23 protein-coding genes are annotated in these 23,742 nt (G+C 71.7%); 14 read left to right on the forward strand and 9 right to left on the reverse strand.

Annotated features, from left to right (window positions below; genetic code table 11):
- Positions 1-11: 11 nt before the first annotated feature.
- On the reverse strand, positions 12-632 hold the full coding sequence (locus tag ACG04Q_RS03040; RefSeq protein WP_394509341.1) for a glutathione S-transferase: 621 nt from the start codon (positions 630-632) through the stop codon (positions 12-14).
- A 42-nt stretch (positions 633-674) separates the two neighbouring features.
- Between ACG04Q_RS03040 and ACG04Q_RS03045 the strand changes: the two genes are divergently transcribed.
- A complete protein-coding gene (locus ACG04Q_RS03045; protein WP_394509342.1) occupies positions 675-1,154 on the forward strand; it encodes a hypothetical protein in 480 nt (159 codons plus the stop codon).
- A 26-nt stretch (positions 1,155-1,180) separates the two neighbouring features.
- Here the strand turns inward: ACG04Q_RS03045 and ACG04Q_RS03050 are convergent, their stop codons facing one another.
- The gene (locus ACG04Q_RS03050; RefSeq protein ID WP_394509671.1) at positions 1,181-2,569 is read right to left on the reverse strand and encodes an amidase; all 1,389 of its coding nucleotides are present in this window, start codon (positions 2,567-2,569) and stop codon (positions 1,181-1,183) included.
- Positions 2,569-3,111: a peroxiredoxin gene (locus ACG04Q_RS03055; RefSeq protein ID WP_394509343.1), complete on the reverse strand. Its 543-nt coding sequence runs from the start codon at positions 3,109-3,111 to the stop codon at positions 2,569-2,571. The genes ACG04Q_RS03050 and ACG04Q_RS03055 overlap by 1 nt, the downstream gene beginning before the upstream one ends.
- A gap of 96 nt (positions 3,112-3,207) precedes the next feature.
- Between ACG04Q_RS03055 and ACG04Q_RS03060 the strand changes: the two genes are divergently transcribed.
- Entirely contained in the window at positions 3,208-4,068 is an 861-nt protein-coding gene (locus ACG04Q_RS03060; protein ID WP_394509344.1) for a hypothetical protein, read from the forward strand.
- Here the strand turns inward: ACG04Q_RS03060 and ACG04Q_RS03065 are convergent.
- From ACG04Q_RS03065 to bufA2, 3 genes are all read right to left on the reverse strand, one after another.
- Entirely contained in the window at positions 4,050-4,835 is a 786-nt protein-coding gene (locus tag ACG04Q_RS03065; RefSeq protein ID WP_394509345.1) for an HvfC/BufC family peptide modification chaperone, read from the reverse strand. The two genes, ACG04Q_RS03060 and ACG04Q_RS03065, sit on opposite strands and share 19 nt — an antisense overlap.
- Complete coding sequence (gene bufB / locus ACG04Q_RS03070) at positions 4,832-5,650, reverse strand: MNIO family bufferin maturase (RefSeq protein ID WP_394509346.1); 819 nt, start codon at positions 5,648-5,650, stop codon at positions 4,832-4,834. Before bufB ends, ACG04Q_RS03065 begins: the two co-directional genes overlap by 4 nt.
- A 200-nt stretch (positions 5,651-5,850) precedes the next feature.
- Positions 5,851-6,105 (reverse strand): BufA2 family periplasmic bufferin-type metallophore, encoded by a 255-nt coding sequence (gene bufA2 / locus ACG04Q_RS03075; protein ID WP_394509347.1) that lies wholly within the window; start codon positions 6,103-6,105, stop codon positions 5,851-5,853.
- Between the two features lie 224 nt (positions 6,106-6,329).
- Here bufA2 and ACG04Q_RS03080 point away from each other — a divergent pair, with 224 nt between their 5' ends.
- From ACG04Q_RS03080 to ACG04Q_RS03095, 4 genes are all read left to right on the forward strand, one after another.
- Entirely contained in the window at positions 6,330-7,211 is an 882-nt protein-coding gene (locus tag ACG04Q_RS03080; RefSeq protein ID WP_394509348.1) for an N-acetylmuramic acid 6-phosphate etherase, read from the forward strand.
- A 113-nt stretch (positions 7,212-7,324) separates the two neighbouring features.
- Positions 7,325-8,560 (forward strand): MFS transporter, encoded by a 1,236-nt coding sequence (locus ACG04Q_RS03085; protein ID WP_394509672.1) that lies wholly within the window; start codon positions 7,325-7,327, stop codon positions 8,558-8,560.
- Positions 8,557-9,690 carry an acyltransferase family protein gene (locus ACG04Q_RS03090; RefSeq protein WP_394509349.1) on the forward strand — a complete coding sequence of 378 codons (1,134 nt, stop codon included), beginning with the start codon at positions 8,557-8,559 and terminating at the stop codon, positions 9,688-9,690. Before ACG04Q_RS03085 ends, ACG04Q_RS03090 begins: the two co-directional genes overlap by 4 nt.
- A complete protein-coding gene (locus tag ACG04Q_RS03095; RefSeq protein WP_394509350.1) occupies positions 9,687-10,946 on the forward strand; it encodes a glycoside hydrolase family 10-like protein in 1,260 nt (419 codons plus the stop codon). Before ACG04Q_RS03090 ends, ACG04Q_RS03095 begins: the two co-directional genes overlap by 4 nt.
- A gap of 10 nt (positions 10,947-10,956) precedes the next feature.
- On the opposite strand, the gene ACG04Q_RS03100 is transcribed toward ACG04Q_RS03095, so the two are convergent.
- Positions 10,957-12,735 carry a S8 family peptidase gene (locus ACG04Q_RS03100; protein ID WP_394509351.1) on the reverse strand — a complete coding sequence of 593 codons (1,779 nt, stop codon included), beginning with the start codon at positions 12,733-12,735 and terminating at the stop codon, positions 10,957-10,959.
- An 88-nt stretch (positions 12,736-12,823) separates the two neighbouring features.
- A complete protein-coding gene (locus ACG04Q_RS03105) occupies positions 12,824-13,765 on the reverse strand; it encodes a LysR family transcriptional regulator (RefSeq protein WP_394509352.1) in 942 nt (313 codons plus the stop codon).
- Positions 13,766-13,840: 75 nt separating this feature from the next.
- Between ACG04Q_RS03105 and ACG04Q_RS03110 the strand changes: the two genes are divergently transcribed.
- On the forward strand, positions 13,841-14,797 hold the full coding sequence (locus ACG04Q_RS03110; RefSeq protein ID WP_394509353.1) for a sodium-dependent bicarbonate transport family permease: 957 nt from the start codon (positions 13,841-13,843) through the stop codon (positions 14,795-14,797).
- Positions 14,798-14,845: 48 nt separating this feature from the next.
- Here the strand turns inward: ACG04Q_RS03110 and exaC are convergent, their stop codons facing one another.
- The gene (gene exaC / locus ACG04Q_RS03115; RefSeq protein WP_394509354.1) at positions 14,846-16,369 is read right to left on the reverse strand and encodes an acetaldehyde dehydrogenase ExaC; all 1,524 of its coding nucleotides are present in this window, start codon (positions 16,367-16,369) and stop codon (positions 14,846-14,848) included.
- A 305-nt stretch (positions 16,370-16,674) separates the two neighbouring features.
- On the opposite strand from exaC, the gene ACG04Q_RS03120 reads away from it, so the two are divergent.
- The 7 genes from ACG04Q_RS03120 to ACG04Q_RS03150 all read left to right on the forward strand — a co-directional run bounded on the left by ACG04Q_RS03120 (position 16,675) and on the right by ACG04Q_RS03150 (position 23,637).
- On the forward strand, positions 16,675-18,702 hold the full coding sequence (locus tag ACG04Q_RS03120) for a sigma-54-dependent Fis family transcriptional regulator (protein ID WP_394509355.1): 2,028 nt from the start codon (positions 16,675-16,677) through the stop codon (positions 18,700-18,702).
- A 202-nt stretch (positions 18,703-18,904) separates the two neighbouring features.
- Positions 18,905-19,480: a hypothetical protein gene (locus tag ACG04Q_RS03125; protein WP_394509356.1), complete on the forward strand. Its 576-nt coding sequence runs from the start codon at positions 18,905-18,907 to the stop codon at positions 19,478-19,480.
- Positions 19,481-19,647: 167 nt separating this feature from the next.
- Complete coding sequence (locus tag ACG04Q_RS03130; protein ID WP_394509357.1) at positions 19,648-20,175, forward strand: LURP-one-related/scramblase family protein; 528 nt, start codon at positions 19,648-19,650, stop codon at positions 20,173-20,175.
- 20 nt (positions 20,176-20,195) lie between these two features.
- Positions 20,196-20,504 carry an HNH endonuclease gene (locus ACG04Q_RS03135; RefSeq protein WP_394509358.1) on the forward strand — a complete coding sequence of 103 codons (309 nt, stop codon included), beginning with the start codon at positions 20,196-20,198 and terminating at the stop codon, positions 20,502-20,504.
- 165 nt (positions 20,505-20,669) lie between these two features.
- A complete protein-coding gene (locus ACG04Q_RS03140) occupies positions 20,670-21,065 on the forward strand; it encodes a response regulator (protein ID WP_394509359.1) in 396 nt (131 codons plus the stop codon).
- Positions 21,062-21,976 carry a transporter substrate-binding domain-containing protein gene (locus ACG04Q_RS03145; RefSeq protein ID WP_394509360.1) on the forward strand — a complete coding sequence of 305 codons (915 nt, stop codon included), beginning with the start codon at positions 21,062-21,064 and terminating at the stop codon, positions 21,974-21,976. The genes ACG04Q_RS03140 and ACG04Q_RS03145 overlap by 4 nt, the downstream gene beginning before the upstream one ends.
- On the forward strand, positions 21,973-23,637 hold the full coding sequence (locus ACG04Q_RS03150; RefSeq protein WP_394509361.1) for a sensor histidine kinase: 1,665 nt from the start codon (positions 21,973-21,975) through the stop codon (positions 23,635-23,637). Before ACG04Q_RS03145 ends, ACG04Q_RS03150 begins: the two co-directional genes overlap by 4 nt.
- Positions 23,638-23,742 lie beyond the last annotated feature (105 nt).

The following is a 23,742-nucleotide window of genomic DNA, read 5'->3' on the forward strand; positions in this document are numbered from 1 at the left end:
GAGAACGCCGCTCAAGGCCAGTGGCGCTGGAACACCGCGGCGACGTCCGGGTGCTGCTCCACGCGCAGCAGCTGCGCATGGAACGCCGGCCGCTGCGCCTGCAGGTGCGCCCGCGCGCCGGACCACTTGGACACCACCGTCGCCAGCAGCTCCAGCGCACCCGGCGAGCCCGCGTCGAAGCCGATGCCGAACTCGTCGGCGAAGGTCTGCCAGTGCAGGTGCAGCCGCGCCCGCGTGCCGGCGCGGATGCACTCCTTCATCGCGTCGTCGCAGGGCTCGCACCAGCGCTCCGGATAGTCGATGACGCTGATGGCCGCGTAGCAGTTGGCGGCGATGTAGACCAGCCCGCGCACGGCCCGCGCGCGTGCGCTCGCGTCCGCCGGCAGCAGCAAGCCCGGCGGCACCGTCAGGCCCAGGTGGATGAGGATGGCGGCGCTTTCCGTCAGCACGGTGCCATCGGCCAGCACCAGCGTCGGGATCTGCCCCAGCGGGTTCACGCGCAGCAGCTCATCCAGGCCGGGGCCGGGCGTCCAGGAGGCGGCGTCCACCGCCGTGAAGGCCAGGCCCGCGCGGGCCAGCGCGGCCTCGATGGCGGCGGCGCCGGAACCCTTGCAGCCGAACAAGGTCAACATGATCCTGACTCCTTCGTCGAGCGTGCAAAATCGTCGCACATCATGAGCCCCGCCCCCTCGCTGCCACCCCTGCGCCGCCCGCCGCCCCGACCCAGCTTCGGCCGCGTCATCGTCGGCGTGCAGGGCCGCGTGATGATGTCCATCGCCGAAGGCCCGTTCGACGCCGAGTTGATGGCAGCCACCAAACGCGCCATCGCGCTGGCCGGCAAGCGGCTGCCGGCGGACCGGCGCTTCGGCGACCTGCTGGAGATCCGCGGCAGCCTGCGCATGGACGCCGACGCGCTGGCCCAGCTGCGCGCCAGCATCGAGAGCTTCTCCAAGCGCGGCATCGTCGCCATCTCCACGGTCTTCCTCGTGCCGCCGGGCCTGCCGGGCATCGAGCGCCTCCCGGCGCTGATGGACATCTGGCGCGCCAGCCGACCGGTGCGCCGCGCCGACAACTTCGATGCGGCCTGGGCGCTGGTCAACGCCGATCTGAAGGCCGCCGGCCTGCCACCACAGGCACCGCCCCCGCGGCCTTGAGCGGCTCCCGGCCGCGCCCGGCCTCTTCAGGCGCCGTCGAGGGGCCAGGGCCGCTGCGCGGGCCGCAGCTGCTCCCACAGCGCGCCCAGCGCCAGCACGCCGGCGTCGTCGAAGCGGCGACCGATGATCTGCAGGCCGATGGGCAGGGGTTGAGGGCCCGCCGACGTGTAGCCGGCGTTGATGGCCAGCGCCGGTTGTTCGCTCATGTTGAACGGCAGCGTGAACGCGATGTGCTCGAACGGCCGGGCCGGGTCGTGCAGCGGGCTGGCCTGATGAGCCGGGTAGGCCGCCATGGGCGACACCGGCGACAGCACGAAATTGAACGGTTCGCAGGCCGCGTTGGCGGCCTCGCGCAGCGCCTGCATCTGGCTGTAGCCGTGGAAGACCGTCGCGCCGTCGTAGCCAGCGGCGGGCGCCACCCAGTCGAGGATGTAGGGCAGCACGCGCCCGCGCTGCGCGGCCGGCAGCGCCGAGATGTCCAGCCACGAGCGCATGCGCCAGAAGCGGTCGATGCCGTCGGCCATGTCGCGCGTCGTGAAGCCGGCCAGCGGTTCGACGACGGCGCCGGCCTGCTCGAAGGCGCGCGCAGCGGCCGTGATGGCGGCGGCCACCTCGGGCTGCACGGCGTCGCCCCAGCCGGCGTCCAGCATCAGGCCGATGCGCAGGCCGCGCACGTTCAGCGGCCGCGGGGCCACGTCGCCGGGCGGCAGCTGCGTCGGGTCGCGTGCGTCCGGCTGCGCGAGCACGGCCAGCATCGCGGCGGCATCGGCCACGCTGCGCGTCAGCGGGCCGGCCACTCGGCCGGCATAGCCCGGCTTGATGGGCACGCGGCCGTGGCTGGGCTTCAGGCCGACCAGGCCGCACCAGCCCGCCGGCAGCCGGATGGAGCCGCCGATGTCGGTGCCCAGGTGCAGCGGACCGTAGCCGGCGGCAGCCGCGGCGGCCGCGCCGGCGCTGGAGCCGCCGGGCGTCAGCGTGGTGTCCCACGGGTTGCGCGCCGGCTCGGCGTAGAGGCTGCTCAGCCCCGAGCTCAGCATGCCGTAGTCGGGCATGGTGGTGCGCGCCCACGCGATGGCGCCGGCCTCGCGCAGCCGCGCGGCGGGCGGGGCCTCGAAGCCGGCCACCGCGTCCTCGGGCGTGGCGGCCGTGCCCAGCCGGTAGGCGGCGCCGGGCACGGCGATGTTTTCCTTCAGCGTGACGGGCGCGCCGTCCAGCGCCCGCGGCGTGCCGGCCCGCCAGCGGGCCTCGCTGGCGCGGGCGGCGGCCAGCGCCCCGTCGGCGTCCACCGCGCTCAGCGCATGCAGTTGGCCTTCGCGCGCATCGGCGTGCGCGAGCACCGCCCGCACCACGTCCACCGGCGACAGCGAGCCGCGGCGGTACGCCGCCAGCAGCTCGGCAACCGACAGCGCGGCGATCACTTCTTCAGCTTCTCGGCGGCCTTCAGCATCGCGTCGATGTGGCCGTCGGGGCTCATGCTGGCGTGCACGGCGGCGACCTTGCCGTCGGGCGAGATCAGGTAGGACACGCGGTCGGCCATGGTGCCGGGCACCATCTTGAGCTCGACGTCATAGGCCTTGATGACCTTGCCCGCAGCATCGGCGCCGACGGCGAACTTGCTGCGGCAGGCCTCGACGCTGAACTTCTTCAGCGTGTCGATGTTGTCGTTGGACAGGCCGATGACGGTGGTGTTGAGCGCCTTGAACTTGTCGGTCGCCTCGGCGAACTGGTGGGCCTCGACCGTGCAGCCGCTGGTGAAGGCCTTGGGGTAGAAGTACACGACGACCGGGCCCTGCTTCAGCGCCTCAGCGAGCTTGAACTTGAAGGGCTGGCCGCCGACGGCGGCGTCGGTGCTGAAGTCGGGCGCGGGGGCGCCGACGGTCAGCGCGGCGTGGGCGGGCAGCGCCAGGCCCAGCAGCAGCGGCAGGGCAAGGAGCAGGCGGGCGGGGGACGTCAACATAACGACTCCAAAAGGTGAACAGTCACATCGGGCTGCCACAAGGCAGCCACCGGCGGGCGCCTAGTATCCGCGGCGGTGAATTCCGAGGTGCCCGACATGACTTCTCCCCGCCACGGCCTGCCGCCGTTGCTGGCCCTGCTCACCCTCGCCGGCTGCGGCGGCAGCAGCCCGACGCCAGACATTGGCGGCGCCATCGGGGACGCGCTGATCTGCGGCCTGCGCAACTGCACCGAATCCGCGACGCTGAATGTCGACGAGATCAGCCCGCGCTTCACGGCGATGCAGGCGGCCGGCGATGGCCACATCGTCGTGGAGGGCGACCTGGGCAAGTCCGCCAACGTGCTGACCACGGTGCTGATCGCGCCCGACGAGCGGCTGAGCGCGTCCGTCGATGGCGGCACCGAGGTCACGCTCGCGAGCCCGGACGGCAAGCGCCTCAACTACGCGGCCCGCATCGCCGCCGCCGGCGAGCAGCCGGTGGTGCGCGTGGTGTTCACGCGCGGCGGCACGCGGCATGTCAGCCAGGTCACGCTGCCGGCCGGCTTCACGGTGCTGCAGCCCACCGGCAGCCCGCTGCTGACGCGCTCCGGTGCCGCGCTGCCGGTGCGGCTGAGCCAGGCCACGGTGGGCGCCGCCAGTGCCTCGGCCAGCGGCAACTGCAGCCGCAGCGACGGCAGTAGCTTCGAGCTCAAAGGCACGTCGCTGGGCGCCCGCACCGAAACCAGCGTGGCCGGCGGCTACCGGCTGGAGCCGGCGGCGGTGGACGACAGCCTGAACGCGGCGAGCCGCAACGCGAACAACAACGACGCGCGCACGCCGGCCGTCACGCGCTGCGACCTGGTCGTCACGTGGACCGCGAAGGCCACGGGCAGCGTCGCGCCGACGATGAACGGCCACGGCAGCCTCACGGGGCTGCGCACCGCCTCGCACCCGCTGAGCTACGACGCGCGGCTCTGAAGCAGGCCGTCGGCCAGCCAGCGCTGCAGCAGGCCGATGACCGCTGGCGCCGCGGCGTCGGCGTCGCCCAGCTGAGCGGCGGCGGCCTCGCACAGCGCGGCGAACGGCTCGCCCCGCGCCACCGCGTCCAGCAACGCGGCCTCCAGCGGCTCCAGCGAGCGCCAGCGCGTTTCGCCGGCCTGGCGCCAGGCCAGCAGCACGTGGTCGTGCGGCAGGGGCTCGGGCAGATCAGGTTGATCATCGCCGGACTCGGGGGCCCACTCGCGCAGCACGCGCCAGGCGGGCTCGACGGCATGCGCCAGCGCCACGCGCCGCGCGCTGGGCTGCAGCTGCAGCACGAGGCCAGCCCAGTCGTCGGGTGTCAGCGCGGCGAGGGCCGCGCTGTCCAGCAGCGGCGCGTCGGCCGCATCGAAGGCGCCGCGCAGCGCCCAGTCCATGCGGGCGATGTCGACGAGGCTGGCATGCGGCACGAGGTCGTCGCCGGCCCGGGCCATGAAGTCGGCCAGTGCGTCGCCGAACCAGCGGATGGACGGATGCCGGCTGGGGTGGGCGGCGAGGTAGGCCCGGCCCAGCGCGTCGAAGGCGTCGTCGCCCAGCGCGCGGGCCAGCACGGTGAAGTTGTCGGCCAGCGCCGCGACGAGGCGGGCGCGGTAGGCATGGCGGTAGACCTCCAGGCCCAGCGCGAAATCGCCGGCCAGCAGGCCCGTGGCGTCGCCGTCGTCGCGGATGGCGGCGGCCAGCTGGCGCTGTTGCTGCGAGACGCTCATGCCGACGCCAGCCGCCGCGCGACGGCGAGTTCATCCAGCAGCTCGGGCAGCGGCGGGATGTGGTCGTCGCGCTCGATCATCGTGGGCACGGCGCCGAAGCGCTGCAGCGCGTGGCCGTACAGCGCCCAGACCTCGGGCCGCACGGGGTGGTCATGCGTGTCGATGACGATGTCGCCGCGGTCCTCGTGGCCGGCGAGGTGGATCTGCGCGACGCACCCGACGGGGAGGGCGTTCAGGTAGTCCAGCGGGTCGAAGCCGTGGTTGCGGCCGGACACGTAGACGTTGTTGACGTCCAGCAGCAGCCGCGCGCCGGTGGCGGCCAGCAGCTGCGCGATGAAGTCCCACTCGGTCATCTCGTCGGCCGCGAATCGCACGTAGCTGGACACGTTCTCGATGACCAGCGGCCGGCCCAGCAGGTCTTGCACCTGCGCGATGCGGCCGCCGACGTGGTCCAGCGCCGCGCGCGTCAGCGGCACGGGCAGCAGGTCGTGCAGCTGGCTGTGCGCGTCGGCGCTCCAGCACAGGTGGTCGGACACCCAGCCCGGTTGCAGCCGGTCGGCCAGCGCCTTGATGTCGCGCAGATAGGCCAGGTCCAGCGGCTCGGGCCCGGCGACGGACAGCGACACGCCGTGCATGACCAGCGGGTAGTCGGCGCGGATGCACTCCAGATGCGCCAGCGGCGGGCCGCCGGGCACGAGGTAGTTCTCGGAAATGATCTCCAGCCAGTCGGGCCGCACGGCGGCATCGATGCCGGCCTCGAAGGCGGCGTAATGCTCGGTGCGCAGGCCGAGGCCGAAGCCTTGAATCTTGGTCATCGTCAGAAGGGAAAACGGTGCGGCGCCGCAGGCGCCCGCACCTCATCCAGCATCAGCCGTGGAACTGGCTTTGCCAGGCCACTCAGTGCTGCCAAGGCCAGCGGCCTTGTCCTTCGCCAGGCACAAACAGTCCTCAGGACTGTTTGTGTCCGGGCTCAGCCCCCTTGAGGGGGAGGCGCGTCAAGCGCCTCGGGGGTGGGTCACTTTTCCACCTTGCCGCCGGCCTTGGTGCACTCGTCGGCCGACTTCTTGCTGACCCAGCCCTGGCCCTTGCAGCCGTTGTGGCCCTTGCACTCGCTCTTGGCGGTCTTGCACTCGGAGGTGCCCTTGCAGCTGTTCACACCGGAACACTTGACCATGCCGTCGGCGGCCAGCGCCGTGGTGGGCACGGCGGTGGCGAACAGGGCGGCAGCGGCGGCGGCAATGCCCAGGCCGGTCTTCAGGGATGCGTTCATGGGGAGTCTCCAAAAAGGAAAGAGTGGTTGAGATCGGGTTCACCACAGGTCGGCGCCGGAAGGCCCGGCATCAACTTGCCAGCGTCCGTCGGGGGCCCTGCCCTACTCCTTACAGCCGACGCGCAGATTCTGATTACCCGGCGTTATGGCTGCAATGGCGCGTGGCATTCGTCATGGTCGGAGGTGAGCCGCTAGAGTCCCGAGGCTTAGCGCCCCCATTCCCCATGCTGAACACCGAAACCCCGAGCACCCGGCATCCCGACCTGGACACCTACGCCACACCGGCGCTGCTGGATGCCTTCATCGACGACCAGACCGCCGCCGTCGCCGCCGTCAAGGCCGCCGCGCCGCAGCTCGCCGCGGCCGTGGACGCCGCGCTGCCGCGCATCCGCGCCGGCGGCCGGCTGCTGTACGCGGGGGCCGGCACCTCGGGCCGCCTGGGCGTGCTGGACAGCGTGGAGCTGTACCCCACCTTCTCGTGGCCGCGCGAACGGGCGGTGGCCGTCATCGCCGGCGGCCAGGGCGCGATGTTCGTCGCCGTCGAAGGCGCCGAGGACGACCGCCTGCAGGGCGCCGCCGACCTCGCCGCGCTGAAGCCCGGCCCCAATGACGTGGCGCTGCTGCTGGCCGCATCGGGCGGCACGCCCTACGTGCTGGGCGCCATCCAGGCCGCGCGGGACGCCGGCGCGCTGACCATCGGCATCGCCAACAACCCCGGCGCGCCGGTCGCGCAGCAGGCCGAGATCGGCGTCATCCTGGACACCGGCGCCGAGGTCATCTCCGGCAGCACGCGGCTGAAGGCCGGCACTGCGCAGAAGATCGCGCTCAACACGTTCTCGTCGGCGCTGATGGTCAAGCTGAACAAGGTGTACGGCAACCTGATGGTGGACCTGAAGGCCACCAACGCCAAGCTCGTGAAGCGGGCGCTGGCGCTGACGGTGCGCGCGTCGGGCGCGACCGAGGCAGACGCCGAGGCCGCGCTGGCGCAGTGCGACCACCATGTGAAGACGGCGCTGGTGATGTTGAAGCGCGGTGTGGGCGCTGACGAGGCACGGGCGCTGCTGGACGCGGCGGACGGCAGCGTGAGCCGGGCACTGGCCGTATGACCGAAGGGGCCGCAGCGCCGGGCCGTCCCAAGCAAGGCCCTATCCCCTCGGGGGATCGACCGCCGTACCCGGCGGGCGAGGGGCAGACATCCCCGTGGGCGTGGATACCCACGCTGTACTTCGGGCAAGGCATCCCCTACGTCGTCGTGATGACCTTGTCGGTCGTCATGTACAAGAACCTCGGCATCTCCAACACCGACATCGCGCTCTACACCAGCTGGCTGTACCTGCCCTGGGTCATCAAGCCGCTGTGGTCGCCGCTGGCCGAGCTGTTCGGCACCAAGCGCGCGTGGGTCACGGTGCTGCAGTTCTTCATCGGCGCGGCGCTGGCCGGCGTGGCGCTGACGCTGCCCGGCGAGCGTGCGTTCCAGATGACGCTGGCGGTGTTCTGGCTGATGGCGTTCGCGTCGGCGTCGCACGACATCGCGGCCGACGGCTTCTACATGCTGGCGCTGCCGCAGCACAGCCAGGCCGCCTTCGTCGGCGTGCGCTCCACGTTCTACCGCCTCGCCAACATCGGCGGCCAGGGTGGGCTGGTGTACCTGGCCGGTGAGCTGACCGAGCGCACCGGCAGCGTCGTGCAGGCCTGGGCCTGGGTGTTCTGGCTGCTGGGCGGGCTGTTCGTCGCGCTGGCGCTGTGGCATGCGTTCGCGCTGCCCCGGCCCGCGGCGGACGTGCGCGGCGTGGGCAGCTCCGCGGCGCGCGGGCTGGTGGCGGAGTTCTTCGCCGTGTTCGCGAGCTACTTCAGCAAGCCCGGCATCCTCGTCACGCTGGGCTTTCTGCTGCTGTACCGCTTCCCCGAGGCGCAGCTGCTGAAGCTGGCCACGCCCTTCCTGCTGGACCCCGTCAGCGACGGCGGCCTGGGCCTGTCGACCAAGGCCGTCGGCATTGCCTACGGCACCGTGGGCCTGACGGCACTGACGCTGGGCGGGCTGTGTGGCGGCTGGGTCATCTCCAAGGTGGGCCTGAAGAAGGCGCTGTGGCCGCTGGTGGCCGCCATGCATGTGCCCAACGTCGCCTTCCTCGTGCTGGCGCTGACGCACCCGACCAGCCTGGCCGTCATAAGCGCGGCGCTGGCCGTCGAGCAGTTCGGCTATGGCCTGGGGTTCACGGCCTATCTGATGTACATGATCCACGTGGCCGATGGCCCGCAGAAGACAGCTCATTACGCGATCTGCACCGGCTTCATGGCGCTGGGCATGATGATCCCCGGCATGTGGAGCGGCTGGCTGCAGGACCACCTCGGCTACGTGCCGTTCTTCGCGTGGGTGCTGGTGGCCACGGTGCCCAGCGTCGTGATGGCGGCGCTCATCAAGATCCCCGACGGCTTCGGGAAGAAGGTCGAGTGAACGGCCGCGTCCTCAGCCTGGATGCGTTCCGCGGCTTCGCCATGGGGGCGATGCTGCTCGTCAACAACCCGGGCGACTGGGGCCATGTCTACGCGCCGCTGCTGCACGCCCCATGGCACGGCTGGACGTTCACGGACTGGGTGTTCCCGTTCTTCGTCTTCATCAGCGGCATGGCGATGACGATCAGCCTCGCCCGCCGCGCGCAGGCCGGCGCCGACAAGACCGCGCTGCTGCTCGCCACATCGCGCCGCGCCGCGCTCATCATCGGCATCGGCCTGCTGCTGAACTTCATCCCCAGCTTCGACCTCGCCACGCTGCGCCTCCCCGGCGTGCTGCAGCGCCTGGGCCTGTGCACGCTGCTGGCCGCACCCATCGTGCTGTGGTGCGGCGCGCGCGGCGTGGCGCTGTGGGCGCTGGGGCTGATGGCCGTCTACTCGGTCATCCAGCTGGGCCTGCCGGTGCCGGATGCCGACGGCGTCGTCCACGTGGGCCTGCTGGAACCCGGCAAGGATGCCGGCGCGTGGCTGGACCGGCTGCTGATGGACGGCCACCTGTGGAAGCAGGCGAAGACCTGGGACCCCGAGGGCCTGCTCTCCACGCTGCCGGCCGTCGCGTCGCAGCTGCTGGGTGTGCTGGCGGGCTATGTGCTCGCGTCTCGCCGGCAACCCGCCGAGAAGGCCATGACCTGGGTCATCGCCGGCCTGGCCTCGCTGTGGCTGGGCCAGGTGCTGCACGCGTGGCTGATGCCCATCAACAAGTCGCTGTGGACGCCGTCGTTCGTGTTCACGATGGCCGGCTGGGCCTGCCTGGTGTTCGCCGTCTTCTACTGGCTGCTGGACGCGATGCCCCAGCCGCTGGCCCGCGCGCGCTGGGCACGCTGGCTGCACCCGCTGGTGGTGTTCGGCATGAACGCGCTGTTCCTGTTCGTGCTGTCGGGGCTCGTCGCCAAGCTGCTCCACACGGTCACGCTGGCCGACGGCCGCAGCCTGGGCCGGCACCTGTACCAACCCCTGCTCGACACGGGCCTCGCGCCCGTCAACGCGTCGCTGCTGCATGCGATCGCCTTCGTGCTCGTCATGTATGCCGTGGCGTGGTTCATGCACCGCCAACACTGGTTCATCAAGCTATGAAGCGCCGCGACCTCCTCAGCCTCGCCAGCCTGCCGCTGCTGGGCGCCTGCGCCACGCCGCCCGCGCCGCCGCCCGCCCCGCCGGGCGACACACCGGCAGATCCCTTACCCGCGGCCAGCGCCGTGGCTGCCCCACCCGCCGTGCCGCCGCGCGAGTGGCGCGCCGCCTGGGTGGCCACCGTCGCCAACATCGACTGGCCCAGCAAAAAGGGCCTCAGCGCCGAGGCCCAGCAGGCCGAGATCCGCGCGCTGTGCGACACGGCGCAGCGCATCGGCCTGAACGCGCTGATCCTGCAGGTGCGCCCCGGTGCCGATGCGATCTACGAATCGAACCTGGAGCCGTGGAGCGAGTACCTCACCGGCACGCAGGGCCGGCACCCGGGCTATGACCCGCTGGCCGTCTGGCTGGCCGAGGCGCGGCTGCGCGGGCTGGAGCTGCATGCCTGGCTCAACCCCTACCGCGCGCGGCACAGCACGGCCAAGTCCGCACCGGCGGCCACGCACCTGAGCCGCACGCAGCCCGACTGGGTGAAGCGTTATGGCGACCAGCTGTGGATAGACCCCGGCGAGCCCGCCGCCGCCGAGCACACGCTGGCCGTCGTGCGCGACCTGCTGAGCCGCTACGCGGTGGACGGCATCCACATCGACGACTACTTCTACCCCTACCCGGTGCAGGACGCGGCGAAGAACGACGTCGACTTCCCCGACGAGCCCAGCTGGCAGAAGTACCTCGCCGGCGGCGGCAGCCTGGCGCGCGCCGACTGGCGCCGCTACAGCGTGAACCGCCTCGTGCAGCGGCTGTACGCGGTGGCCCACGAAACGCGGCCCGGCACCCGCGTGGGCATCAGCCCCTTCGGCCTGCCGCGGCCGGACCTGCGGCCCGCCGGCATCACCGGCTTCAGCCAGTACGACAAGCTGTACGCCGACGTGGAGCTGTGGCTGCGCGAGGGCTGGCTGGACTACCTCGCGCCGCAGCTCTATTGGCCGCGGGCGCAAGCGGCGCAGGCCTTCGACGTGCTGCTGCAGTCGTGGCAGGCGCTGAACCCGCTGGACCGGCCGCTGCACCCGGGGCTGTTCACCAGCCGCATCGACAGCACGCCGCAGAGCTGGCAGCCCGACGAGGTCCTGGGCCAGATCGACAGCATCCGCCGGCTGGCGCCGGGCAGCGGCCACATCCACTTCAGCCTCGTCGCGCTGGCGCAGAACCGCAAGGGCATTGCGGACGCGCTGCGCACGGGGCCGTACGCAGCGCGCTGACGCGGAGTCGTCAGAAGGGATTGCGGGTCAGCTTCAGCTCGTAGGCCTTGTCGCCGGAGCCCAGCATCAGCGTCGTCTTGCCCTTCACACGCACGTACAGCGCCTGCGTCTTGCCCGACTTGTTGTAGTAGTTGATCTCGGGCTTGTTGTTGATGAGCGTGGACTTGGCCAGCACCTTGCCGGTGGCGTCCAGCAGCTCCAGCGACGCGCTGAAGTTGAAGTCCATCGCCAGCACCACGATGTTGGTGGACAGGCCCTGGCCGGCCGGCAGGTTCAGCGAGTACACGTCCACCTGCTCCGGGTAGGCCGCCTGCAGCGTGCCGATGACGCGAGCCGGGAACACGTTCAGGTACTGCGCGGTGGCGGCGGTGTCGTTGGGCTCGCGCTCGGCGCGGAAGCCGCGCGCGGCGATGACGGCGGCCTCGGCGTCGACGATGCCCGTGCCGCAGCCGCTGCAGCTGCCGGGGAAGCTGCGTGCCGTGGCCTTCATCAGGTAGGCCGTGTCGGACGGCATGATCAGGCTGTTGCTGGCCGTCATCAGCGCCGCCACGCCGGCCACGTGCGGCGCGGCCATGGACGTGCCCATCATGCCGGCCAGCGCGTCGGCGCCGGGCCCGGCCGTGCCCATGTTGGACAGCGACCAGACCAGGTTGTCCTTGTCACCGCCGGGCGCGGCGATGTCCACGCCGCTGCCGAAGTTGGAGTAGCTGGCGCGGGCGCCGGCACGGGTGGTGGCGGCCACGGCCATCACGCCCTTGCAGTTGGCGGGCGCGTGGTTGGACACGTCCTCCTCGTCGTTGCCCGCGGCCACCACGATGAGGGCGCCCTGCTTGCGGGCGTAGTCGATGGCCGACTGGTAGGTGCTGCCGCAGCTGTGCTGGCCACCCAGCGACAGGTTCAGGATGAGCGCCGGGTTGGGGTTCTTGGGCAGGTTGCCGACGCTGCCGCCGACGGCCCAGACGATGCCATCGGCCACGTCGGACTCGGCGCCGCCACACTTGCCCAGCACGCGCACCGGCACGATCTTGGCCTTGGGCGCCACGCCGCTGACCCACATGCCGTTGTTGCCCACGGCCGCGATGGTGCCGGCCACGTGGGTGCCGTGCCAGCTGCTGGCCTCGGCGGGCTCGAATAGGCCGCAGTCGCCGGCGGCCACGTTGTCGCCGGGGTCGCTGGCGTCGCTGTCGCGGCCGCCGCCGTCGCCGGCGCGGGTGCTGTCGCTGATGAGGTCGTAGCCGGGCAGCAGGTTGCCGACGAGGTCGGCATGCGGGCGCACGCCGGTGTCCAGCACGGCCACGCGTTCGCCGAAGCCCTGGCTCAGGTCCCAGGCCTTCTGGATGTTGATGCCGCCCGTGCCGCTGACGAAATCCCACTGCAGGTCCCAGCGGCCGTCGTTGGGCGTGAAGCTGGCCCGCGCCACATGGTCGATCTGCACCGACTCGATGCTGGGGTCGGACAGCTGGATGTCGCGCGCCAGCTGCACCAGATCGCGCGCCGGCACGCGGCGGTCCAGGCGGATGACGCGGCGGCCGAAGGCGCTCTCGCGGTCGAAGGCCACGCGCTGGCCGCGCGCCTCGGTCATCGCGCGGAAGCCCTGCACGGCGGCCTTGGCGGCCACCGGCGTGCGGCTGCCGTCCTTGAACTTGATGATGAGGCCGGCGGCCAACGGCTCGGCCGGGGCGCGGCGCGCCTGCGGCGCAGGCTGGATCAGCTGGGCCTGTGCCAGCGTGCTGGCGCTCAGCAGCGCGGCGGTGGCGATCAGGGTCAGGGTGTGGCGGGTCGAGGTCATGAAGGGCTCCGTGTCGAAAGAGCCTTCATGCTCGGCAGCCCGCGTTGCAGCGCCGCTTCAGCGCGGCCGCGGTTGCGTTTCGTTTGTTTCAGCGCGGCACGGCGCGCACGCGCAGCCGGGCGCGCAGGTCGTCCAGCAGCGTGCGCGCGGGCAGCGACAGCGCGCGGTCCTGCCGCCACACCAGCACCCACTGCCGCCGCAGCGGGAAGCCCGCCACCGGCAGCACCGCCAGCCCCTCGCCCGCCGGCTCGGCCGCCAGCGTGTGGCGGGACAGCAGCGCCAGCCCCAGCCCCGCGCGCACCGCGTGCTTGACGGCCTCGTTGCTGCCCAGCGCCATGCGTGGCGCCCAGTTGATGCCGCGCTCGGCCAGCGCCTCCTCCAGCACGGCCCGCGTGCCCGAGCCGGTCTCGCGCACCAGCAGCGGCTGGTCCACCAGGTCCTGCAGCCGCAGGCGCCGCCGCGCGGCGAGCGGGTGGTCCAGCGCGGCGATGAACACCAGCGGGTTCTCCAGGAACGGCCAGCGCGCCAGCGGCAGGTGGGTGGGTGGCCGCATCATCGCGGCCAGCTCGTCGTCGCCACGCTCCAGCCTTGCGACGACGGCGTCGCGGTTCTCCACCGCCAGCTCGATGCGGATGCCCGGGTACTGCCGCGCGAACGGGCCCAGCAGGTCGGGCAGGAAGTACTCGGTCGTCGTCACCGCGGCGATGCGCAGCCGCCCCTGGCGCAAGCCCTGCAGCGCGGCGGCGTCTTCTTCGAACTGCTGCCAGCGCTCGGCCATGTCGCGCACGGTGGTGGCCAGCTGCTCCGCCACCGCGGTGGGCACCAGGCCGCGGCCCTGCGGCTCGAACAGCACCAGGCCCAGGCTGGCCGCCAGCTCCTTGAGCTGCGTGGACACGGTCGGCTGCGCCAGGTGCAGCGCTCGCGCAGCACGACCCACGCCGCCCAGGCGCACGGTGGCTTCCAGGCTGCGCAGCTGCGGCCAGCTGGCCCGCCACGCCTTGTCCAGCCCCGGTGGCGGCGCATCACGCATTGGCGAATCCGATCAATGGCATCGACATAAATCAATTGTGCATATCAACTGGCCTGCGCACCATCGCGCCCCGTCATGCAGAACTTCCTCGATCCCGCCATCCTCTTCTTCGTCTTCGGCCTGCTGGCCGGGGCCCTCAAGTCCAACCTGGAGATCCCGGCGCCCATCGCGCGCTTCCTGTCGCTGTACCTGCTGATGGCGCTGGGCCTGAAAGGCGGCTTCGCGCTGGCGAAGTCGGGCCTCACCGCCGAGGTGGCGGTGAGCCTGGCCTGCGCGCTGCTGCTGGCCGTCGTGGTGCCGGCGCTGGGCTACCTGCTGCTGCGGCGCATGGTGTCGCGCTTCGACGCGGCGGCCATCGCGGCCACCTATGGCTCGGTCAGCGCGGTCACCTTCATCACCGCCACGCAGTACCTGGGCAACCAGGGCGTCGAGTTCGGCGGCCACATGGCCGCGGCCATGGCGCTGATGGAGTCACCCGCCATCGTGATGGCCGTGGTGCTGGCCAACCTGGCCCGCAAGCGGGAGGGCAGCACGGCGCATTCGCACAGCCTGAAGGCGGTGCTGCACGAGTCCCTCACCGACGGCGCGCAGCTGCTGCTCATCGGCGCGATGGCCGTGGGCCTGATCACCGGCGCCTCGGGGGAGGCCGTGATGAAGCCCTTCGCCGGCGACCTGTTCAAGGGGATGCTGGCCTTCTTCCTGCTGGACATGGGCCTGCTGGCCGCGCGCAACCTGGGCTCGCTGCGCGGCGAGTCGCCACGGCTGCTGGCCTACGCGCTGCTGGCACCGCCGGCCCACGCCGGCCTGGCGCTGGCACTGGCCTGGGCCTGCAGGCTGTCGGTGGGCAACGGCGCGCTGCTGATGGTGCTGGCGGCCAGCGCGTCCTACATCGCCGTGCCGGCGGTGGTGCGCATCGCCATCCCCGAGGCGCGGCCGGCGCTGTACTTCGGCATGTCGCTGGGGCTGACCTTCCCGCTGAACATCCTGGTGGGCATCCCGGCCTACACCGCAGTGGCGCAACGGGTGCTGTGATGACAAGGGGCCGCCGCGGCGGCCCCTGTCAGCCAGCGCAAAGGCCGGTCAGAAGAAACCCAGCGCGTTGGGCGAGTAGCTCACGAGCAGGTTCTTGGTCTGCTGGTAGTGGTCCAGCATGTCCTTGTGCGTCTCGCGGCCGATGCCCGATTCCTTGTAGCCGCCGAAGGCTGCGTGCGCCGGGTAGGCGTGGTAGCAGTTGGTCCACACGCGGCCGGCCTGGATGGCGCGGCCCAGCCGGTAGGCGCGGCTGCCGTCGCGCGTCCACACACCGGCGCCCAGGCCGTAGGGCGTGTCGTTGGCGATCTGCAGCGCCTCGGCCTCGGTCTTGAACGTCGTCACCGCCAGCACGGGGCCGAAGATCTCCTCGCGGAAGATGCGCATGTTGTTGTGGCCCTGGAACAGCGTGGGCTGGATGTAGTAGCCGCCGGCCAGGTCGCCGCCCAGCTGCGCGCGGCTGCCGCCGGCCAGCACCTTGGCGCCCTCTTCCTTGCCCAGCGCCAGGTAGGTCTCGATCTTGTCCATCTGCATGGCCGAGGCCTGCGCGCCCATCATGGTGTCGGTGTCCAGCGGGTTGCCCTGCTTGATGGCCGCCACGCGCTTGAGCGCACGCTCCATGAACCTGTCGAAGATGTTTTCCTGGATCAGCGCGCGGCTGGGGCAGGTGCACACCTCGCCCTGGTTGAACGCGAACAGCACCAGGCCCTCGATGGCCTTGTCGAGGAAGGCGTCGTCCTCGGCCATCACGTCGTCGAAGAACAGGTTGGGGCTCTTGCCGCCCAGCTCCAGCGTGGCCGGGATCAGGTTGGCCGCCGCCGCCTGCGCGATGACCTTGCCGGTGGCCGTGCTGCCCGTGAACGCGATCTTGGCGATGCGCTTGCTCGTCGCCAGCGGCGTGCCGGCCTCGCGGCCGAAGCCGTTGACGATGTTCAGCACGCCCGGCGGCAGCAGGTCGGCGATCAGCTCGGCGAACAGCAGGATGCCGATGGGCGTGCTCTCCGCGGGCTTGAGCACCACGCAGTTGCCCGCCCCCAGCGCCGGCGCCAGCTTCCAGGCCGCCATCAGCAGCGGGAAGTTCCACGGAATGATCTGGCCCACGACGCCCAGCGGCTCGTGGAAGTGGTACGCGATGGTGTGCCCGTCGATCTCGCTGAGCGCGCCCTCCTGCGCGCGCACGCAGCCGGCGAAGTAGCGGAAGTGGTCCACCGCCAGCGGGATGTCGGCATTCAGCGTCTCGCGGATGGGCTTGCCGTTGTCCACCGTCTCGGCGTAGGCCAGCAGCTCCAGGTTCTGCTCGATGCGGTCGGCGATCTTCAGCAGCACGTTGGCCCGCTCGGCCGGCGGCGTGGCGGCCCAGCCGGCGGCCGCCGCGTGGGCGGCGTCCAGCGCCCGCTCCACGTCGGCGGCGCCCGAGCGGGCGGCCTGGGTGTAGACCTTGCCGTTGATCGGCGAGATCACGTCGAAGTACTGGCCCTCCACCGGCGGCTGGAACTTGCCGGCTATGAAGTTGTCGTAGCGGGGCTTGTAGGCGATCTTGGCGCCAGCGGCGCCGGGGGCGGCGTAAACGGTCATGGGGCTTGTCTCCGGTGAAAGGTGGGCCCGGCTCGGACAGGCCGGGTCGCCCCGCTCAGCGCAAAGCGCATGCCAGCGCCGCTTGCGCCGGCCGCGCCGCCCGCCGGCGCAAAACCGGCCCCGGCGCCGGCCGGACTGTCACGAAATGGCACACCCGCGCCGGCACACCGTGCCAAACCGGCACAACCGCTTGACGCGCGGCGGCGTCAGGCTAGCGTCCGGCAGGCCGGGCATGCTGGCCCGGCACCGCAGAGCGCCCCAAGGCGCCACCCGGCCCCCATACGGGCCGCACCGGAGACAACGCCATGCCCGCATCCCAGGCCCCCACGCCGCCCGACCGCATCCGCCAGGCCCGCCGCCAGTGGCTGGACACCGGCACCGTCGCCGGTGGCCTGCTCAATGGCCCGCTGCAGGCCAGCTGGGCGCGCTGCCGCGACCACTTCGGCCTCGCCCCCGAAGGCCGCCCCCAGGGCGCGCCGCACGCCAGCGCCGCCCAGCTGGCGCGCGCGCTGGAGCACCGCCACACGCTGATGGCCCACGCCCAGCCCGTGATGGCCTTCCTGCACGACCAGGTGCAGGGCAGCGACAGCCTCGTGCTGCTGGCCGACGCCCACGGCCTGCTGCTGCACGCCAGCGGCGACGCCCCGTTTGCCGACCGCGCCGCCCGCGTCGCGCTGCGCCCCGGCGCGCTGTGGAGCGAGCAATGGCGGGGCACCAACGCCATCGGCACCGCGCTGGCCGAGGGCCAGCCGCTCGTCGTGCACGCCGGCGAGCACTACCTGTCGCGCAACGGCTTCCTGACCTGCGCCGCCGCGCCCATCGCCGACCCCGCCGGCCAGCTGCTGGGCGTGCTGGACATCTCCGGCGACCGCCGCGGCTACCACCGCCACACGCTGGCGCTGGCCCGCAGCGGCGCCCGCATGATCGAGCACCAGCTCTTCACCGCCCGCCACGCCGCCGGCCTGCACCTGCGGCTGCACACCCAGGCCGAGGGCCTGGGCACCGTCACCGAAGGCCTGCTGGCCGTCAGCGAGGACGGCTGGGTGACCGGCGCCAACACCGCCGCGCTGGACCTGCTGGGCCTGGCCCGCCACGACATCGGCGCCGCCACCGTGGAGCGTGCGCTGGGGCTGGACGTGCGCGCGCTGCTGGCCCTGGGCGCCACGCCGCGCCTGCTGCCGCGCGGCGGCGGCAGCGCGCCGCTGTGGCTGCGCGTGGAACGCGGCCAGACGCTGCGCCACGGCGTGGCGCTGTCCACGCCCGCGGTCGCCCCGGCCCGCGCCCCGGCCCCCGCTTCACCGGCCGCCGCGCCCGCGCTGCGCCCCCCACCCGCCGGCGCCCCGGCCGACGCCCTCGCGGCGCTCGACACCGGCGACGCCGCGCTGCGCACCGCGCTGGACCGCGCCCGCCGCGTGCTCGACAAGCCCGCCATCCCGCTGCTGCTGCACGGCGAAACCGGCACGGGGAAAGACGTGCTCGCCCGCGCGCTGCACGCCAGCAGCGCCCGCCGCGCCCAGCCCTTCGTCGCCGTGAACTGCGCCGCGCTGCCCGAGACGCTGATCGAGGCCGAACTCTTCGGCTACCGCCCCGGCGCCTTCACCGGCGCCAGCCGCCAGGGCGCGCCCGGCCGCCTGCGCGAGGCGCACGGCGGCACGCTGCTGCTGGACGAGATCGGCGACATGCCGCTGGCCATGCAGGCCCGGCTGCTGCGCGTGCTGGAAGAACGCACCGTCACGCCACTGGGCGGCGGCACCGCCGTGCCGGTGGACTTCCGGCTGATCTGCGCCAGCCACCGCCGGCTGGCCGACGAAGTGGCGGCGGGCCGCTTCCGCGAAGACCTGTACTACCGCCTCGCCGGCCTGACGCTGACGCTGCCGCCGCTGCGCGAGCGCAGCGACCTGGCGGCGCTGGTGGCCAAGCTGCTGCAGGCCGAGGCGCCGGCGCGGGCGCTGCGGGTGGACGACGCCGTGATGGCCTTGTTCAGCCGCTACCGCTGGCCGGGTAATGTGCGGCAGCTGGCGAATGTGGTGCGGACGGGTGTCGCGCTGCTGGAGGACGGCGAGGACATGCTGACGCCGAGCCACCTCGGAGATGAACTGCGCACGACGCTGGAGCGCTCTGCCCTACCGACGCCAGCGCCCACCGACGCTGCTTCAGGCGGCGGCGACCTGCGCCAACTCGCCGACATGCGCATCAGCGAAACGCTGTCCGCCGTTGGCGGCAATGTGTCGGAGGCGGCGAGGCGGCTGGGTGTCAGTAGGAATACGCTGTACCGACGGATGCGGCGATCCGGGAAGGACATCAAACATCAGTTTTACGCAACCTATCCCTGATCGCAATTGATCTAACCATGAAGCCAGACTTGCGCAATGACAACCCGCTGCATGAAAAGCGGTCGCTGCGACAACACAATCCTTAGCGACGATGGGCAAGGCCCATCTGTCCCTAATACGTGTGGCTACACGTGCTTCCAGCGCATGACCGAGCGGTAACAAACCACTAGACTGCTAACTTCAGTCCTTAGCGGAGACATCCATGTCAGCAATGATGAAGACCGTGGCCACAGTGTTCTATTGGGCGAGTGGATCTGCGGGTGGAAAAGGGCTAGGACATATGGCAGTCAAACTTGCCAATGGCGCTTATGTATCTCATTTTCCAGACAAGACTTCAACCGCCATTACACTGAGTCGGCGCAACGACATTCCAGGCCTCAAAGGTGTAAATGTTGTCGTTCAACGCTTTGGAAGCGACAGACACCGGACATTGGAAGCAGACCTAGAGCATTTCGGTTCGTGCACTGGAACAATGGAACTTCCGGCATTTTTCATAAATATTCTCATGCAGGAATTCGCCAAGGGGCGAATGCTTGCAACAGGGGATGCGGAAGGCATTGTCGAAGGCCCCATGCCTTATTATCAATTGGCAGACAGCACTGTCGGCAAGAAAGACCGGTCACAGTGCACAACCACAACAGCCATGCTGCTTTCCACCGGGGTTCCCGGAACGCACAAAAGATACCTCAGAGCAATTCAGAATCAATTCCAACCGGATGCGTTGTGGAAAGCGCTGAACGAAATCAAGAAAAACGCAGAAAAATCACTTGAAGAGTAGGCAAACGGATCCGGGTTAATTCTCAGATATAAACCCTCGGCGAGCAAGCGACTCAGAATCACCCATGACCGCCACCGGCGCTTCTAACCCCCGATGCGCTGCTCGTTGGAGTCGCGGACTCGACCCAACTTACTGAATTGCCACGACTCCTGCGTCCTCCTGCCCCCATGCCTCGCCACCTCAGCGTCGCCACCCAACTTCTGTCCCTGAAAGAGCGCTTCAAGATCCGCGAGGAGCGCGGCGACGGCAGCGAGCCGCGGGAGTTGTATGACTGCACCTGGCGCTTTGCGTGGTTCCGCGAGGTGTGGGTGCTGACGGCCGCGGGCGGGGCCGAGACGGTGATGCGGCGGCGCATCCTGAGCTGGGTGCCGCGGTGGGACATCAGCTCGCCGCTCGGGGCCTTCACGCTGTGTCAGCGCGTGTTCACGCTGCGGCGCACGCTGGTGGTGGAAGGCGGGCCGTTTGACGGCGCCACGTTCACCGGCAACTTCATCGACATGTCGTTCCGCGTGGAGCACCGCGGCCAGCTGCTGGCCACGGCGCAGGGCAAGTGGCTGACGCTGCGCAACCGCCACCTCGTGGAGCTGCTGAGCGACGACCCCGCCGTGGAGACGCTGGTGGCCCTGCTGATGGCGCGGCTGATGATCGACCAGGCGGCGCAGTCGCAAGGCTCGGCCGCCGGCGCGGGCGATTGAGGCAGCCTGGCGCGCACCGCATGGCCCCGCCCGAGCCCGTCATCTCCGTCATCTGCCCGCTGTGCGAGCGCCCCATCCCGCCCGCGCAGCGGGACGCGCATCACCTCGTGCCCAAGAGCTGCGGCGGGCGGCAGACGGCGTACCTGCACCGGGTGTGCCACCGGCAGATCCATGCGCTGCTGACCGAGGCGGAGCTGGCGCGGCAGTACGCGACGGTGGAGGCGCTGCTGGCGCACCCGCCGCTCCGCGCGTTCGTGGACTGGGTGCGCACCAAGCCCGACGACTTCTTCGTCGCCACGCGCAAGAGCGCGCGGGTGCGGCGGCGCTGAACGGCAGGCCGGCGCGCCTGCACCCGCGCTGCCGGTCGGCAGCCTCACTCACGCCCCCTGCACCGGCGCGCCGCTTGAGCCGCTGACGCATCCGTCAAGCGCACCCACGCAACGCCCTGCTGGCTACACTCAATTGCCGCGTAAGCACTCCCGGACCGACTGGCGATGACCATTCCCGTGCTGCTCGTCGATGACAGCGAGTTCGATCGCACCTACACCGGCATCATGCTGGACCGCACGGGGCTGCCGTGGGCGGTGCAGGAATGCGAGTCGGGGCCCGAGGCGCTGGACGTCATTGCGCAGGCGCCCGGCCGCGTGGGGCTCATCCTGCTGGACGTCAACATGCCGGGGATGAACGGTTTCGAGTTCATCGCGGCGTTCGAGCGCCTGCCCGCGGACGTCCGCGGTGCCACCGAGATCGTCGTGCTCAGCAGCTCGCCGCTGGACAGCGAGCGTCGCCAGGCGCTGGCGCATGCGGTGGTGAAGGACTATCTCGTCAAGCCGTTGACGCAGGCCCAGGCGCAGCGCCTGGGGCAACGCCAGGGGCTCGCCTCGGCATGACGGCCGGGCGCCGGCGCCTGCTGCTCGCCGCACTGGCGCTGGGCGCGCTGCCACCCGCCCAGGCGGCGCCCCCGGAGATCGTGCGCTTCGCGCCGGAGCGCGACTACGGCCCCTTCGTGTTCGCCGACGACCAGGGCCAGGTGAAGGGCCTGTCGGTGGACCTGCTCGCCCGCCTCGCGCCCGCGGCCGGGTTGCAGCTGCAGACGCTGCCGCCCGCCCCCCTGGCCCAGCAGCTGGCGCTGTTGCGCGCCGGCGGGGCCGACCTGGTGTCTTCACTGCGGCCCACGCCCGAGCGGGCCGAGTACCTGGCGTTCACCCGCCCCTACGTGAACGTGCCCGCCATCCTGGTGGTGCGCGGCACCGACGCCGGTGTTCCCCAGCGTGCCGACGGCCGGGCGGCGCTGCAGCAGCTGGCGGGCAGGGCCGTGGCGGTCGGTGCGGGCTATGCCGTGGAAGGGTTCGCGCGTGAGCGCTTTCCGCAGGTGGCCTGGGCGCCCGTGCCCGACGACGTGCAGGCGCTGCAGGGCGTGCGGGACGGACGCTTTCACGCCGCCGTGGTGGACGCCGCCAGCGCCGCCTTCATCACCCAGCGCCACCGCATGGGCACGCTGAGCTCGGCAGGCCCGGTCGGCTTCGACTACGCGCTCAGCCTGGCCGTGCCCAAGGCGCGGGCTGATCTGGTGCAGCGGCTGGACGACGCCATCGTCGCGCTGCCACTGCAGGAGCGCAGCGAGATCCAGCAGCGCTGGATGGGGCCGCTGAGCGGCAGCGCGCTGATGCAGCCGCCCTGGCACCGCATGGCCGGCTGGGCCGCCGCGTGGCTCGCCGCCGCCGCGTTGCTGCTGGGCGTGCTGTGGCACCGGCGCCGGCGGCGGGCCGCCCGCGAAGCCGATCCGCCCACGCTGACATGACGGCCACCCACCCGCCCGCGCCACCCACGCCCGGCACGCGCACCCCCGAGGCCTGGCTGGCGCGTCTGCCGCTCACGCCGCTGGCCGTGGGCCTGGCGCTGGCCTACGCGCTGGCGGCCGTGCTGTCGCTGCAACTGTCCCGCCAGCCCGGCAGCGTGGCCTCCGTCTGGTACGCCAACGCGCTGGCCGTGGCCGCGCTGGCCCACCGCCCCCACAGGGACTGGCCGTCCTTGCTGGCCGCGACGACGCTGGCCATCACGGCCGCCAATGCGCTGTGGGGCGACCCGCTGCTGCCGGCGCTGGCCTTCACGCCGGCCAACCTGGCCGAGATCAGCGTCGCGGCCGCGGCCCTGCGCCACGCGGGGCTGCAGCGCACGGGCATCGACTCCGCCCCCACGCTGGGCAAGGCCTTGCTGCTGGCGGCGCTGGCCGCCCCGCTGGCCGGCGCCGCCGTGGCGATGCTGACCGTGGGGCCGCTCATGGGCCAGAGCCTCGGCGCGCTGGGGCTGCAGTGGCTGGAGGGTGCCTCCATCGGCGCGCTTTCCACACTGCCGCTCGCGCTGCTGCTGGCGGGCGAGGGGCCGGCGCCGCTGCGGCAGCTCGCGGGTCAAGTGCTGGCCTGGGCGCTGCTGTGCGCGGCCATCGGCATCACGCTGCTGGCGGCCGGTTGGTTGCCGTATCCCATGGTGTACGCCACGCTGCCGCTGATTGCCGCCGCCGTGATGCTGCCGCTGGCCGGCGCCTATGTGCTGACGCTGGCCGTCTCCGTCACGCTGGTGGCCGCGCTCGGCAGCGGCCTGCTGCCCGCACCGCCGCTCAGCGCGGCCTGGCAGCAGGTGTTCATCTACATCGCCATCGCCGCGGCACTGCTGCCCGGCCAGCTGCTGGCCGCCACGCTGCAGGCGCTGCGGCGCAGCCAGCAGCGCCTGGCCCAGCACACCGAGGCGCTGAAGCGCGCCAACGACGGGCTGGAGCAGTTCGTGCGCTTCTCGGCCCATGACCTGCGCGAGCCGCTCAACACCATCGCCGGCTTCGGCGGCCTGCTGAGCGACGAAGCCACGGCGCTGGACCCCACCGCCCGCCAGCACCTGGCGCTGATGCTGCGCGGCACCGAGCGCATGCGCACGCTGCTGGACGACATGCTGGCCTACGCGCAGCTGCGGCAGCACGAGGCCCCGACGATGACGCGCGTCGACCTCGACCGGGCGCTGCAGGCCGCACGGGACGCCCTGGCACAGCAGATCGAGAAAAGCGGGGCGCGCATCACCACCGCGCCGCTGGGCGGCGTGACCGGCCACCCGGCCATGCTGCAGTTGCTGCTGCAGAACCTGCTGAGCAACGCGCTCAAGTTCGTCGAAGCCGGCAAGGCCCCCGACGTGGCGTTCAGCGCTTTCGACGACGGCCCTGACCGCGTGCTGCAGGTGCGCGACCACGGCATCGGCATCAGCGCCGAAGGCGCCGCCCGCCTGTTCAAGCCCTTTCAGCGCCTGCACACCCGGCGCCGTTACGAAGGCTCCGGCCTGGGCCTGGCCCTGGTGCGCAGCATCGTGGACGTGCACGGCGGCAGCATCAGCGTGGCCCCGGCAGAGGGCGGGGGGAGCTGCTTCACGGTGAGGCTGCCAAACGGGCGTGGGCTGGACGCGCCCCGTCGAGTGGACTGATTCACGGCGACGGGGGTTCCCGGCCCGCGCAACCAGCGCCGCCGCACGCTGCCACGGCGCCCCCGCTGACAGCCAGGGCGCCGGCGCCTGCCTAGAGTGCCAGCA

The organism is Pelomonas lactea (genome assembly GCF_043555885.1).
In the GTDB taxonomy this organism is placed as follows: Bacteria; Pseudomonadota; Gammaproteobacteria; order Burkholderiales; family Burkholderiaceae_C; genus Pelomonas; species Pelomonas lactea.

Coding starts and splice junctions, on each gene's coding strand:
- ACG04Q_RS03040 (WP_394509341.1), bottom strand. CDS start 632: ATGTTGACCTTGTTCGGCTGCAAGGGTTCCGGCGCCGCCGCCATCGAG.
- ACG04Q_RS03045 (WP_394509342.1), top strand. CDS start 675: ATGAGCCCCGCCCCCTCGCTGCCACCCCTGCGCCGCCCGCCGCCCCGA.
- ACG04Q_RS03055 (WP_394509343.1), bottom strand. CDS start 3,111: ATGTTGACGTCCCCCGCCCGCCTGCTCCTTGCCCTGCCGCTGCTGCTG.
- ACG04Q_RS03060 (WP_394509344.1), top strand. CDS start 3,208: ATGACTTCTCCCCGCCACGGCCTGCCGCCGTTGCTGGCCCTGCTCACC.
- ACG04Q_RS03065 (WP_394509345.1), bottom strand. CDS start 4,835: ATGAGCGTCTCGCAGCAACAGCGCCAGCTGGCCGCCGCCATCCGCGAC.
- bufB (WP_394509346.1), bottom strand. CDS start 5,650: ATGACCAAGATTCAAGGCTTCGGCCTCGGCCTGCGCACCGAGCATTAC.
- bufA2 (WP_394509347.1), bottom strand. CDS start 6,105: ATGAACGCATCCCTGAAGACCGGCCTGGGCATTGCCGCCGCCGCTGCC.
- ACG04Q_RS03080 (WP_394509348.1), top strand. CDS start 6,330: ATGCTGAACACCGAAACCCCGAGCACCCGGCATCCCGACCTGGACACC.
- ACG04Q_RS03095 (WP_394509350.1), top strand. CDS start 9,687: ATGAAGCGCCGCGACCTCCTCAGCCTCGCCAGCCTGCCGCTGCTGGGC.
- ACG04Q_RS03100 (WP_394509351.1), bottom strand. CDS start 12,735: ATGACCTCGACCCGCCACACCCTGACCCTGATCGCCACCGCCGCGCTG.
- ACG04Q_RS03105 (WP_394509352.1), bottom strand. CDS start 13,765: ATGCGTGATGCGCCGCCACCGGGGCTGGACAAGGCGTGGCGGGCCAGC.
- ACG04Q_RS03110 (WP_394509353.1), top strand. CDS start 13,841: ATGCAGAACTTCCTCGATCCCGCCATCCTCTTCTTCGTCTTCGGCCTG.
- exaC (WP_394509354.1), bottom strand. CDS start 16,369: ATGACCGTTTACGCCGCCCCCGGCGCCGCTGGCGCCAAGATCGCCTAC.
- ACG04Q_RS03120 (WP_394509355.1), top strand. CDS start 16,675: ATGCCCGCATCCCAGGCCCCCACGCCGCCCGACCGCATCCGCCAGGCC.
- ACG04Q_RS03125 (WP_394509356.1), top strand. CDS start 18,905: ATGTCAGCAATGATGAAGACCGTGGCCACAGTGTTCTATTGGGCGAGT.
- ACG04Q_RS03130 (WP_394509357.1), top strand. CDS start 19,648: ATGCCTCGCCACCTCAGCGTCGCCACCCAACTTCTGTCCCTGAAAGAG.
- ACG04Q_RS03135 (WP_394509358.1), top strand. CDS start 20,196: ATGGCCCCGCCCGAGCCCGTCATCTCCGTCATCTGCCCGCTGTGCGAG.
- ACG04Q_RS03140 (WP_394509359.1), top strand. CDS start 20,670: ATGACCATTCCCGTGCTGCTCGTCGATGACAGCGAGTTCGATCGCACC.
- ACG04Q_RS03145 (WP_394509360.1), top strand. CDS start 21,062: ATGACGGCCGGGCGCCGGCGCCTGCTGCTCGCCGCACTGGCGCTGGGC.
- ACG04Q_RS03150 (WP_394509361.1), top strand. CDS start 21,973: ATGACGGCCACCCACCCGCCCGCGCCACCCACGCCCGGCACGCGCACC.